The sequence below is a fragment of the Arthrobacter sp. KKT183 genome, assembly GCF_055657625.1.
In genome coordinates this window covers 2,930,555-2,942,389 of the sequence record NZ_CM145770.1, presented here as the reverse complement: position 1 = coordinate 2,942,389, position 11,835 = coordinate 2,930,555, and the positions used below count along the sequence as shown (strand labels likewise).

The 11,835-nt window shown below is 62.7% G+C and carries 11 protein-coding genes; 6 read left to right on the top strand and 5 right to left on the bottom strand.

Going from position 1 to position 11,835, the window contains the following annotated elements:
* The first annotated feature begins 248 nt into the window (after positions 1–248).
* From rpmB to ACZ2GY_RS13950, 6 genes are all read left to right on the top strand, one after another.
* Positions 249–485, top strand: coding sequence for a 50S ribosomal protein L28 (rpmB, locus tag ACZ2GY_RS13975; RefSeq protein WP_026545364.1), 237 nt, complete (start codon positions 249–251; stop codon positions 483–485).
* Positions 485–652 carry a 50S ribosomal protein L33 gene (gene rpmG, locus ACZ2GY_RS13970; RefSeq protein WP_019481734.1) on the top strand — a complete coding sequence of 56 codons (168 nt, stop codon included), beginning with the start codon at positions 485–487 and terminating at the stop codon, positions 650–652. The genes rpmB and rpmG overlap by 1 nt, the downstream gene beginning before the upstream one ends.
* A gap of 2 nt (positions 653–654) precedes the next feature.
* Entirely contained in the window at positions 655–960 is a 306-nt protein-coding gene (rpsN, locus tag ACZ2GY_RS13965; protein WP_026545363.1) for a 30S ribosomal protein S14, read from the top strand.
* A 258-nt stretch (positions 961–1,218) separates the two neighbouring features.
* Complete coding sequence (locus tag ACZ2GY_RS13960; protein WP_056544463.1) at positions 1,219–1,509, top strand: HU family DNA-binding protein; 291 nt, start codon at positions 1,219–1,221, stop codon at positions 1,507–1,509.
* Positions 1,510–1,635: 126 nt separating this feature from the next.
* A complete protein-coding gene (locus ACZ2GY_RS13955) occupies positions 1,636–3,801 on the top strand; it encodes a bifunctional copper resistance protein CopD/cytochrome c oxidase assembly protein (protein ID WP_404800688.1) in 2,166 nt (721 codons plus the stop codon).
* Entirely contained in the window at positions 3,798–5,807 is a 2,010-nt protein-coding gene (locus ACZ2GY_RS13950; protein WP_471672155.1) for an NHL domain-containing thioredoxin family protein, read from the top strand. The genes ACZ2GY_RS13955 and ACZ2GY_RS13950 overlap by 4 nt, the downstream gene beginning before the upstream one ends.
* Here the strand turns inward: ACZ2GY_RS13950 and ACZ2GY_RS13945 are convergent.
* The 5 genes from ACZ2GY_RS13945 to ACZ2GY_RS13925 form a co-directional block, all read right to left on the bottom strand.
* On the bottom strand, positions 5,804–6,787 hold the full coding sequence (locus ACZ2GY_RS13945; protein ID WP_471672154.1) for a hypothetical protein: 984 nt from the start codon (positions 6,785–6,787) through the stop codon (positions 5,804–5,806). The two genes, ACZ2GY_RS13950 and ACZ2GY_RS13945, sit on opposite strands and share 4 nt — an antisense overlap.
* 31 nt (positions 6,788–6,818) lie before the next feature.
* On the bottom strand, positions 6,819–8,558 hold the full coding sequence (locus ACZ2GY_RS13940; RefSeq protein ID WP_471672153.1) for a helicase HerA-like domain-containing protein: 1,740 nt from the start codon (positions 8,556–8,558) through the stop codon (positions 6,819–6,821).
* A 126-nt stretch (positions 8,559–8,684) separates the two neighbouring features.
* Positions 8,685–9,992, bottom strand: a complete 1,308-nt coding sequence (locus ACZ2GY_RS13935) for an ABC transporter ATP-binding protein (RefSeq protein ID WP_056544454.1) — start codon at positions 9,990–9,992, stop codon at positions 8,685–8,687.
* Between the two features lie 44 nt (positions 9,993–10,036).
* Positions 10,037–10,882, bottom strand: a complete 846-nt coding sequence (locus ACZ2GY_RS13930; protein WP_056544451.1) for a carbohydrate ABC transporter permease — start codon at positions 10,880–10,882, stop codon at positions 10,037–10,039.
* Positions 10,879–11,811 carry a carbohydrate ABC transporter permease gene (locus tag ACZ2GY_RS13925; RefSeq protein ID WP_056546506.1) on the bottom strand — a complete coding sequence of 311 codons (933 nt, stop codon included), beginning with the start codon at positions 11,809–11,811 and terminating at the stop codon, positions 10,879–10,881. The genes ACZ2GY_RS13930 and ACZ2GY_RS13925 overlap by 4 nt, the downstream gene beginning before the upstream one ends.
* Between the last annotated feature and the right edge of the window lie 24 nt (positions 11,812–11,835).

Below are 11,835 nucleotides of genomic sequence, written 5' to 3'. Positions count from 1 at the left end.
TCCCGCGATTGGTCTTAATGCCTGCTCGCTCCTAGAATAGAAGGGCATCAGGTGGCGGAGCGTGCGCAATTGCTCCGGCTGGCGGGAGATTTCTTCTTCCGAAGGCCGGTAGTTAGGGGCTCAGGTTGCGCTCTTATCGCGAACATCCGGCGGTCTTTTGACCGTCATGACGGTGACGTCCCTGAACGCATTCCACGGCAGGTAGAACTGTCTGTTCACCTGCTTTTTTCAACATTTGGAGGATCGTCATGGCAGCTCACTGCCAAGTGACTGGGGCCGAGCCGGGCTTCGGGCACAGCATCTCGCACTCGCACCGGCGCACCAAGCGCAGGTTCGACCCGAACATTCAGAAGAAGCGCTACTGGGTTCCGTCCCTGCGCCGCAATGTAACGCTGCAGGTTTCAGCCCGTGGCATCAAGACCATCGACGTGCGCGGTATTGACGCCGTCGTCGCCGAGATCCAGGCGCGGGGAGTGAAGCTCTAATGGCAAAGGACAAAGACGTACGTCCGATCATCAAGCTGAAGTCCACGGCCGGTACCGGGTACACCTATGTGACCCGCAAGAACCGCCGTAATGACCCGGACCGCATGGTTCTGATGAAGTATGACCCCAAGATCCGCAAGCACGTCGAATTCCGAGAGGAGCGCTAAACATGGCTAAGAAGTCAAAGATTGCTCGTAACGAGCAGCGCAAGGTCATTGTTGAGCGCTACGCTGCCAAGCGCCTCGAGCTCAAGAAGACCCTTGTTGATGAAAACGCAACGGACGAGGCACGTGAGGCCGCACGCCTCGGCCTGCAGAAGCTGCCCCGCAACGCTTCGCCGGTTCGCCTGCGTAACCGCGACCAGATCGACGGACGCCCCCGCGGCACCCTCCAGAAGTTCGGCATCTCGCGTGTTCGCTTCCGTGACATGGCGCACCGCGGCGAACTGCCCGGTGTAACCAAGTCCAGCTGGTAAGCAGCCAGGGCTGAGACTGCCCCGTTGAAGTACAACTCAGGACGGCGACTCCGGTCGCTGTCCTGAGTGCTTTAAGCGGACCGGTACATCCTCAGAGGCCGTCTCGGTGCGTGGAATTGGCCTGAATAAGGCCAAAAACCGGGTAAAAGTCCCCTAATCTGCGGGACTTTGCGATTGAAGCTGGTAGGTTTTCCTCCAGAAGCTTCGCCAGAACGGTGAGGTTCTGAATAATCCGTACGAGGTCCAGGAGGACATACATTGGCTAAGAAAGAGACCAAGAACCGCAGCGAACTGGTGGCCGAGGTAGCAGCGAAGGCTGACACCAGCCAGACTGCCGTGAACAGCGTGCTGGATGCCCTGTTCGACGTTCTCGCTTCCTCCGCCAAGAACGACGTCAAGGTCACCATCCCGGGCTGGTTGGCAGTCGAGCGCACCGAGCGTGCAGCACGCACCGGCCGCAACCCCCAGACGGGTGAAACCATCGAGATTGCAGCAGGCAGCAGCGTCAAGCTCACCGCCGGCTCCAAGCTCAAGGCTGCCGTCAAGTAGTCAGCTGATTCGAGGGCTGTCACCAACCGGTGGCAGCCCTCGCTTCGTTTAACCCTGAGAACAGGCAGTTTCACCGTCCGTGCGCCAAACCACCTTAGTTGGCCGTTGTTCTACTGCGGGTAGACAATGGGAAGCGTGGCCACAACAACGAACCAGTCGAAGCACGGCAGCGCCGGTGCCACCGGTGAGCGAGGCGTCAAGCCGGGCTGGGTGATCGCCGCAGGAGTAACAGTTCTTCTCGCGGTGGTGCTTGCGCTCGCGTTCTCCGGAGCAGCAGCACCACGCCAGTTGAGCGACCCGGGCGTACTCACACGGTGGGGCTTGCCTGTGTCAAAGGCACTCCACAACGTCTCCGTCGCCGCGGTCATCGGCTCCCTTGTCTTCGCGGTGGTGATCCTGCCGCGGCACGTCCGCCGGGGCAGCGGATCCAGCCGTGCGGGCGACCCCCGCGGAAATGATCCCAGCCCGGACGCTGACGAGACTCCCGCTTTCGCCAGGGTCATGGCGCTCGCGTCCTGGGCAGCTGTCGCCTGGACTCTTTCGGCGCTGGCAGTCCTGGTGCTGACCTACTCGGATGCTGCGGGGCTGCCCCTCAGCAGCGATCCCGCGTACACCCAGGGCCTGGCCTCCTACCTGACGGACTTCGACACCGGGCGGGCCTGGCTGTCCACCACCATGATCGCGGCAGTGGTTGCCACCATGACCTTCGGCGCGCGGTCAAGCCTATGGCTTGCACTCACGCTCGTGCTGTCGATCGGCGGCCTGGTTCCCATGGCCCTGATCGGCCACTCAGCGGGCGGCGATGACCACTATGCCGCGATCAATTCCATCGCGCTGCACCTCGTGGGCGTTTGCCTGTGGGTAGGCGGGATCATTGTCCTTGCCGCGATCGGCGGCAAGCTTGGACCCCAGACGACGACGGTGCTGAAGCGCTTCTCCTCGCTTGCCGGCTTCGCCTTCGCGCTGGTCTTCCTCTCGGGCATCATCAACGCGAGCCTGCGCATCGGCAGCCTCTCCCAGCTCGGCTCCGAATGGGGGCTGCTGGTGACCTTCAAGGCGATCGCCACCATTCTCCTCGGTGGTATCGGACTGATGCACCGGCAGTGGATCATTCCGCAGCTGGATACCAACATGTCAGCCCGACGCGTGCTGTGGCAGCTCATCGCCGTCGAGCTTGTGATTATGGGTGCCGTTTCCGGTGTTGCCGTTGCGCTGGCGAGGACGGCGCCGCCGCGCTCCGAAGAATTGCAGCCTGACGCCACCCCTGCGCGCATCCTCACCGGCTACGAGCTGCCTCCGGAGCCGACGCCGATGCGCTGGCTCACCGAGTGGCGCCCCGACTGGCTGTGGATCGCCTTCACCGTCACTGTTGCTGTTGCCTACATTCTGGGCGTGATGAAACTGCACCGCCGCGGTGATTCCTGGCCGGTGCTCCGGCTCGTTTCCTGGTTCATCGGGCTGATCGCGCTGACGTACTTCACCTCCGGAGCTCCCGCCGTGTACGGCATGGTGCTCTTCAGCGCTCACATGATCGACCACATGGCGCTCACCATGGTGGTTCCGCTGTTCCTGGTGATCGGCGCACCCGTCACGCTTGCACTGAAGGCGCTCACACCCCGCGGAGACGGCAGCAGGGGCATCCGTGAATGGATCCTCGTGATCGTCCACTCGAAGTTCTCGGCGCTCGTCACCCATCCGCTGTTCGCAGCGGCGAACTTCGCCGGGTCCATCGTAATCTTCTACTATTCGCCGCTGTTCGGCTTTGCCCTGCGCGAGCATGTGGGCCATGAACTCATGAACCTGCACTTCCTGCTCACCGGGTACATCTTCGTGCTGACGATGATCGGCACAGACCCGATCCCACGCCGTGCACCCTACCCGCTGCGGCTGGTACTCCTTTTCGCCACCATGGCCTTCCACGCTTTCTTCGGTGTTGCACTCACCGGCGGCACCTCGCTGCTGCAGGCGTCCTGGTTCGGAAACATGGGCAGGGAATGGGGGCCGTCGGCGCTTGCGGACCAGCAGATCGGCGGTGCAGTGACCTGGGGCATCGGTGAAATCCCGACTCTCCTCCTGGCGATCGGCGTGGCCGTGATGTGGTCCCGGAGTGACGCTAAGGAGTCGCGGCGCACGGACCGGGCCGCTGATCGGAATAACAATGCCGAGCTGTCGGCTTATAACAACATGTTCGCCTCACTGGCAGAGCGGGACCGCACCGGGTCCTCGAGAGCCAGTGGGCCACACGACCCTCCCGCAGGACAGCGCACAACCCCCACAGGAGACCCTGAATGACCGAAACTTCGCTTCGCGTCGACTACCGCGTTCGCGCTTCAGAACTCGTCGGCCGGAACTGGCTAAACACCGGGGGCAAACAGCTCAAGCTTGAGGATCTGCGCGGGAAGATTGTCCTGCTGGATTTCTGGACCTTCTGCTGCATCAACTGCCTCCATGTGCTCGATGAGCTTCGGCCGCTCGAGGAAAAGTACTCGGATGTTTTCGTCACCGTGGGCGTCCACTCGCCCAAGTTCGAGCATGAGGCGGATCCCGTTGCCCTCGCGGCGGCAGTCGAGCGCTACGAGATTCACCACCCGGTCCTCGATGACCCGGAACTGGACACCTGGCAGGCCTACACCGCCCGCGCCTGGCCCACTCTGGTGGTCATCGATCCGGAAGGTTATATCGTTGCCCACCTGTCCGGCGAGGGGCACGCGGCGGGACTGGAGTCCCTCGTTGAGGAACTGGTGGCCGAGCACGAGGCGAAGGGCACCCTGCACCGCGGCGACGGTCCGTACGTGCCCGCTGAACCGACCGCCGGCAATCTCCGCTTCCCGGGCAAGGTACTTGCACTGCCTGCTACCAACACCTTCCTGGTGGGGGACAGCGGCCACCACCGGCTGGTGGAACTTGAGGCTGATCTCGAGACCGTGCGGCGCACCATCGGCTCCGGCACACGCGGTTTTGCAGACGGCGGTCCGGGCGATGCCCAGTTCAATGAACCGCAGGGCCTTGCCCTCCTTCCGGCACCGATCGCGCGGAAGGTGGGTTACGACGTCGTAATTGCGGACACCGTGAACCACCGGCTGCGCGCGGTGTCGCTTCAAACCGGTACGGTGACCACTATCGCGGGCAACGGTGTCCAGCGACTGCTCGATGCCGGCAACCAGGTCAAGGCCCGCCCGGCGGAGCTGCAGGAGGTCTCCCATGATCTCGGTGGTGACGCCGCTGACATACCGGAGGACGCCGCGCCGCGGCTGGAGGACACGTTCCTCGGTACGGACGCCCTCGCAGTCTCGTTGTCTTCGCCGTGGGATGTCATCTGGTCCACCACCCTGGAACGGGTTGTCGTGGCCATGGCGGGCACCCACCAGATTTTCACGTTCGATCCGCTCACCCACGCCGTGGACATTCTCGCGGGCACCGGGCTTGAGGGCCTGCTGGACGGTGATTCGTCTGCTGCCTGGTTTGCCCAGTCCTCCGGGCTGGCTGAAGATGCGCACGGAAACATCTGGGTCGCTGATTCGGAAACCTCCGCACTGCGGGTCCTGAGCTTCCTGACGGTCAACGGCAGGAGCCGGACGCAGGTGCAGTCGGCCATCGGTACCGGGTTGTTCGACTTCGGGTTCCGCGACGGTGAGGCCGGGCAGGCCCGCCTCCAGCACCCGCTCGGTGTCACCGCCCTTCCGGACGGGTCGGTTGCTATTGCCGACACCTACAACGGGGCTATCCGCCGGTATGATCCGGCAACCCGTGAGGTTTCCACGCTCATGCGCGGGTTGGCCGAGCCCTCTGACGTACTTGTTGACCAGGCGCCGCTGGAATCAGGCGGCGAACCGCTGCTCATTGTTGTCGAGGCGAACAAGCACCAGCTCGTGCGGCTTCCGATTCCCAGGGAGGCTCTTGCGGTGGATGAGGGTGCCTCGCAGACGCAGCGGCCCAAAACGGCCGTGGCTGCAGGGGAGTTTGGCGTAACAGTCCGGTTCAGTGCGCCGAAGGGCCAGAAGCTCGACGACCGGTGGGGAGATCCGACGCAGCTCAAGATCTCCTCGTCGCCGGAGTCCCTCCTGGTGTCAGGTGCGGGGACCGGAGTGGGCCTGACACGTCGCCTGGTGCTCTCCGGTGATGTTCCCGAGGGCGTCCTGCATATCACCGCGCGTGCTGCGGCCTGTGACGGTGAGCCCGGCGGCGACATACCGGACCATGCCGCGTGCCACCTCTACCAGCAGGACTGGGGAATCCCGGTGACCTTCGATTCCACCGGCGAAACCGAACTGACGCTCGATCTGCGGGGGCTGGACTAGTACTCCACCACGGGGGTCACGGTGATGTCCTCGTCGGTAACGGCGAGGCGCGCGGTGAAGCCGAACTCCTGCGGCACGCTGACGGGTTCAATGATGCCCGTAAAGAGGTCCTGCAGGCTCGTCTCCAGCAGCACAGTGCCGGTGAGCGGAGAAATCACCCAGTCGCCGTTGAAGGGTTCAATGCGTACTTCCGGGTATTCCGTGATGGACCAGGTGATGGGCCCGGCTACCCGGTTCCCGGTTTCGAAACCAAACGGGCAGTTGGCCGGTTGGAACACGGTTTGCTTGGCGCACGTGTCGAGGAACGTCTTCAGCTGGGCGGTCACCGTCTCGGTCAGCGCCGGCGTTGCTGCCGTGGCGAGATTCAGGCTGACCGGTGTCTGCTGACGGCCGGTGATGGCGGCCGTCTGGGCCGGCGCAGCGAAGTGTTCGCTTGTGTAGTGGGCTTCCACTTCGGTGGGGTAGAAGGCCGCAAACCGGTTGCGTCCTTCGGGCATCAGCACCCGCGTGCCGTTGAGTGTGGCCTCGTTCTGGTTGATGACCGACACTTCCAGCGTGGGCAGGGTTGAGGGGACAAACTCCCACCGGTTGAAAAACAGCCACTCAGTGCCGGTCTTCTCAAGGAGGAACGTGGTGGTGTGCGCGGTGTCATTGACGGTGTAGGAGACGCCAATTTCAACGCGGTTTTCGCCCGCCGGTTGCGGCGTACCCACCTCGACATTCTCTACACCCTGCGTAGCTCGCTGCAGGGCAGGCCCGTCAAGGAGCGCCGCATTTGCGTCAGGAGCAGTCGCATTCAACAGCCCCAGTGCCCGTTCTCCCTCGCCCTGGCGGAGCGCCTCGAGGTAGCTTTCCACCTGCTGGTGCGGGCCGAACATGTGGGTGTTGACAAGGGTCACCGTGACGATCGCCGCGGTGACCGCGAGCATGAGCCCGAGCAGCCAGGCGGCCAGGACTCGGATCAGGCGGGACGAATGCACCCTCTTACGTTACCCAATGGCGGTGCCGGACCTACCAACGACGACGGCGGCGCCTCCGTTGCGTAGCAAAAAGCCCGCGAACCAGTTCAACACCAATGGTGCCCGCAGTCTTGAGCGCGAAGTCCATCATTTCGTTCTTTTCCTGCTGCTTTTGCCCGGCGGGCGCAGCAGGAGGATGAGCCCGGCCGTTTTCAGGAGCCGGTTGCTCCCGGCGGGTGGTCGGCGGACGGCTACTGGGCCGGCCGAGGATGTCTTCCTCGATCCGGCGTGCCTCGGCATCAATCTCAGCTTGGGAGGGGCGGCCGCGAGGCGGAGTACCGACCGGAGGGGGAGCCGCCGTCGTCCGCGGTTCTGCAGTTCCCGGTTCTGTTGTTCCCGATTCTGCAGGAATGTTTGTGGACGCCGGTTCGGATGCAGAGAGCTTCTCGAAGGCGGAATGGCTGTCGATGGGTGTGCCGTAGTCCGCCAGGAGCGGCGAGGCTGTCACTATGCTCTCGACTACTCCTGCCGGGGATGGCCCCATGGTGGACTGCGGCGAGAACATCCTCGTCCAAGCTACTGGTGTGGGAGCGCCCTTCTCATTCATGACGGTGACCACAGCCTCGCCGATGCCGGCTGATGTGAGAACTTCTTCGAGGTCGTAAGGGCTGATGGGGAAGGTGGAAACCGTGGATTTGAGGGCCTTCGCGTCATCGGGCGTGAAAGCGCGAAGCGCGTGCTGCACCCGGTTGGCAAGCTGGCCCAGCACCTCCGCGGGCACATCACGCGGTGTCTGGGTGACGAAGAAGATACCGACGCCTTTGGATCGGATCAACCGGACGGTGGTCTGGATGGATTGCAGGAAAGCCTTCGAGGCGCCGTTGAAGAGAAGGTGTGCCTCGTCGAGGAAGAAGACGAGCTTCGGCTTGTCGATGTCCCCAACCTCCGGGAGGTCCGCGAAGAGATCTGCGACCAGCCACATGAGGAAGGTGGAGAACAGTTGCGGTTTCTGCTGCAGCGTGGGCAGTTCCAGGCAACTGATGATTCCGCGCCCCTCGGCATCCGAGCGGAGGAGATCGGCCGTGTCGAATTCCGGCTCACCGAAGAACCGGTCCATGCCCTGGGCTTCAAGGGTGATGAGCTCGCGCAGAATCACTCCCGCGGTCGCTTTCGAGAGACCGCCGAGGTTCTCCAGTGCGTCCTTACCGTCGTCGGAGACGAGGAAGGAGATGACCGCGCGCAGGTCAGCGAGGTTGAACAGCTCGAGGTCTGCCTTGTCGGCGTAATGGAATACGAGCTGCAGACTGGACTCCTGCGTCTCGTTCAGGTCCAGTACCCTGGCCAGGAGCAAGGGGCCGAAGTCGGAGATTGTCGCCCGGATGGGAACACCCACGCCGTCTCCGCCAAGCGAGAAGTACTCTACCGGGAAGCTTTGGGCAGCCCAGGATTGACCAACTGACTGGGTGCGTTTGAGCAGCTTCTCGGCGCCAGTGCCCGGGGTCGATAGCCCGGTGAGATCTCCCTTGATGTCAGCGAGGAAGACCGGAACGCCGTGGGCGCTCAGCTGTTCGGCGATGACCTGCAGTGTGATGGTCTTGCCGGTCCCGGTGGCGCCGGATACCAGCCCGTGGCGATTCATCATGGCCAACGGCAGCCGGACGGCGGCTTCCGCATGCACATCGCTGTCGACGATTGCCGCACCCAGTTGGATGGACGGCTCATCGAACGTGTAGCCGGCCCTAATCTGTTCGAGGTGCTGGGCCGGGGTGTGCTTCGCCTCTTTGCTCGCCATGATGCTCAGCGTACAACCCGCCGCGGGCCAGGGAGGCCGTGCGGCGGGTTGTCTTCAGTCGGTGTCGGTGTCGGTGTCGGTGTCAATCGGTTCCGTGTCGATGCCGGGTTGCGCGTCAGTCCCGTATCAGCTCGCAGCCGCGTGGCTGCCGCCGCTCCTTCCGGTGACAGCGCTCTGCTCGTGCTGGGCGCTCTCGGCCTGACGGGCATTCTCGATCTCTTCGGCCCGCTCCTCACTCGCTTCCGCGGTCAGCGCTGCTCCCGCCTCGGCATCGCGGGTCAGATTCTCGCCGGTCTCAGCGTCAAACAGATGCAGCTTGCGGGTATCCAACCAGATTTCCGACTCGCGGCCGCCACGGATGCGGCTTGCGGCGTCGAGGGTGACCACAACCTGCGGCCGCAGCTCGTCGGCATCCATCTCGCGTGCGAGGTTATTCAGGAGTTCGCGTACTTCGGGGGCGGGATCGAAATTGATGTAGCCATACTGCTCATTACCGAGCCACTCCGTATGGGTGAGAGTTGCCGTGAACGTGGAACCGTGCGGCTTCTTCGCCTCATCCACGAGCTTGGCGTCCTCAAAGAACTCCGGACGGACGCCCACAAGGACCACCTTGCGGCCTTCTGCCTTCGCTGCGCGGTCCGCAGGAATATCCAACGCACCGAGCGCGGTCTGGAGTTTGCCGCCTTCGATGGTGGCCGGAAGGAAGTTCATCGATGGGGAGCCAATGAACCCTGCAACAAAGAGATTGACGGGCTGTTCGTACAGTTCCCGAGGCGAGGCGATCTGCTGGAGCTCACCCTTCTTCAGGACAGCCACGCGGTCCCCGAGGGTCATGGCTTCGGTCTGGTCATGGGTGACGTAGACCGATGTGGTTCCCAGCCGCCGCTGCATCTGCGAAATCTCGGAGCGCATCTGCCCGCGAAGCTTGGCGTCGAGGTTGGAGAGCGGCTCGTCGAACAGGAACGCATCTGCCTGCCGGACGATGGCCCTGCCCATGGCAACGCGCTGCCGCTGGCCGCCGGAGAGGTTGGCGGGCTTGCGCTGCAGATGATCGGTCAGTTCGAGGGTTTCGGCTGCCCCGGTCACCAGACGGTCCACCTCTTCCTCGCTGTGCTTGCCCTTGGCGAGGCGCAGCGGGAAAGCGATGTTCTCATACACCGTCAGGTGCGGATAGAGCGCGTAGTTCTGGAACACCATGGCCAGGTTCCGGTCACGGGGAGCCTTCGAATTGACCCGTTCGTCATTGATGTAGAGATCGCCGGACGTGATGTCCTCGAGCCCTACGATCATGCGCAGCAGGGTTGACTTGCCGCAGCCCGAAGGGCCAACGAGGATGATGAATTCGCCGTCCTCGATGTCGATACTGATGTCATTGACGGCGGGAAACCCGTCCCCATACTTCTTGACGAGGTTCTTCAGCCTTATCGAAGCCATGTTCTGGTTCCTCTTCTTTCAGTTGCTCAAGATGTGTTTGGTACTCAACCCTTGACTGCGCCCTGGGTCAGGCCTGAGACGATCTGCCGCTGGAACAGCAGGACCAGCAGCACAACCGGAATGGTCACGATGATTGCCGCCGCGGAGATCGCGCCGGTGGGGGACTCGAACTGCGAGGCCCCGGTGAAAAACGCAAGCGCCGCGGGCACGGGGCGCGCTGCTTCCGTCGAGGTCAGCGATATGCCATACACGAAGTCGTTCCACGCGATGAAGAAGGCGATGATCGCCGTCGTAAAGACGCCGGGTGCGGCGAGCGGAACAATTGCCTTGCGGAACGCTTGCCAGGTCGTGGCGCCGTCCACCTGTGCGGCTTGCTCCAGTTCCCAGGGGATCTGGCGGAAGAAGGCCGCCAGCGTCCAGATGGAAATCGGGAGCGTGAGTGACAGGTAGGGGATGATCAGCCCGAGCCAGGTGTCATACAGACCGATGTTCCGCCACAGGTTGAACAGCGGGGTGACGATCGAGATGACCGGGAAGATTGAGACTGCCAGCGCCGTCGTCAGGATGAGTTTCTTGCCGGGGAAGTCAAGACGCGCAATGGCGTAGGCGCACAGTGTGGCCAGCACAACTGCGATGAAGGTTGCAATCAGCGAGATTCCGATCGAATTCCGCAGCGCGGAGAGGAAGAGTCCCTGAGCGTCTCCCACCAGAATCTGTTCGTAATTGTCCAGTGTGGCCAAGCCCGGCGTGGGAAGGAAGTTCCCGTTGGTCAGATCCCCGGGTGCCTTGAACGAGGTAGCGAAGATCGATGCCACGGGAAACAAGGCATAGATGAGAACTGCAATCGAGATAATCGTCCAGATGAGCTTTTCGCGGCCAGTCGACTTCATCGCTTTCCTCCTGTTGATCCGCTCAGGTCCACCTTGAATACCTTGATCGCAATGAAGCTGATCAGCAGGACACAGGCGAACAGGAGTACTGACACAGCTGATCCGAGGCCAATCTCCAACCTACTGATGGAGGTTCTGTAGGCGAGGAGGGAAAGCACCTCGGTTCCGTACTGGCCGTTTGTCATGATGAACACGTTGTCGAATATTCGGAACGCGTCCAGCGCCCGGAAGAGGACGGCAACCATGATGGCCGCCTTCATATTCGGGATGATGACCTTGCGCATCTGCTCCCACCAGGTGGCGCCGTCAACTTTGGCGGCTTCCGTCAGTTCATCAGGCACCTGCGCCAGTCCGGCCAACAGGAGGAGGGAGATGAACGGTGTGGTCTTCCAGATCTCCGAGGCCATGATGACCGGCAGAGCCGTGCTGGCCTGTGCAAACCAGTTCAGGTCCTGATCGATGCCCGGTACCCAGTCAAACCACGAGTTCACATATCCGGAACTGATGTCGAATGCGTAGAACCACGCGTAGGCCGAGACCACGGTGATGATTCCGTAGGGCACCAGGATGGCGGTACGGAGCCAACCCCGGACGGCTTTCAGCGCCCGGTGCATCACCAGGGCAAGGGCAAAGCCGAGGACAAGTTCGACGGCGACCGTCACCACCGTGATCAGTGAGGTGACTGCCAGATCCCGCCACCACACGGGATCACCCAGGATGGTCACGTAGTTCTGCAGGAAGATGAACTCGCGCTCGTCGGGAGCCGTCAACCGGAAGGCATACAGCGAATCGAAGAACGCCTGGATGATCGGGTAGAGGGTGACCGCCAGCATGATGATGAAGGCAGGACCGGCGAGTAACCACCCCAGGCGTCGCTCAGCCTTTGCCCGGTCGCTGTAATCGTTGTGAGGGCCGTCGTCGGACTTCATGGCCCGCGGGTTCTTGGTGATTGC

Coding starts and splice junctions, on each gene's coding strand:
- rpsN (WP_026545363.1), top strand. CDS start 655: ATGGCTAAGAAGTCAAAGATTGCTCGTAACGAGCAGCGCAAGGTCATT.
- ACZ2GY_RS13925 (WP_056546506.1), bottom strand. CDS start 11,811: ATGAAGTCCGACGACGGCCCTCACAACGATTACAGCGACCGGGCAAAG.
- rpmG (WP_019481734.1), top strand. CDS start 485: ATGGCAAAGGACAAAGACGTACGTCCGATCATCAAGCTGAAGTCCACG.
- ACZ2GY_RS13955 (WP_404800688.1), top strand. CDS start 1,636: ATGGGAAGCGTGGCCACAACAACGAACCAGTCGAAGCACGGCAGCGCC.
- ACZ2GY_RS13940 (WP_471672153.1), bottom strand. CDS start 8,558: ATGGCGAGCAAAGAGGCGAAGCACACCCCGGCCCAGCACCTCGAACAG.
- ACZ2GY_RS13935 (WP_056544454.1), bottom strand. CDS start 9,992: ATGGCTTCGATAAGGCTGAAGAACCTCGTCAAGAAGTATGGGGACGGG.
- rpmB (WP_026545364.1), top strand. CDS start 249: ATGGCAGCTCACTGCCAAGTGACTGGGGCCGAGCCGGGCTTCGGGCAC.
- ACZ2GY_RS13950 (WP_471672155.1), top strand. CDS start 3,798: ATGACCGAAACTTCGCTTCGCGTCGACTACCGCGTTCGCGCTTCAGAA.
- ACZ2GY_RS13930 (WP_056544451.1), bottom strand. CDS start 10,882: ATGAAGTCGACTGGCCGCGAAAAGCTCATCTGGACGATTATCTCGATT.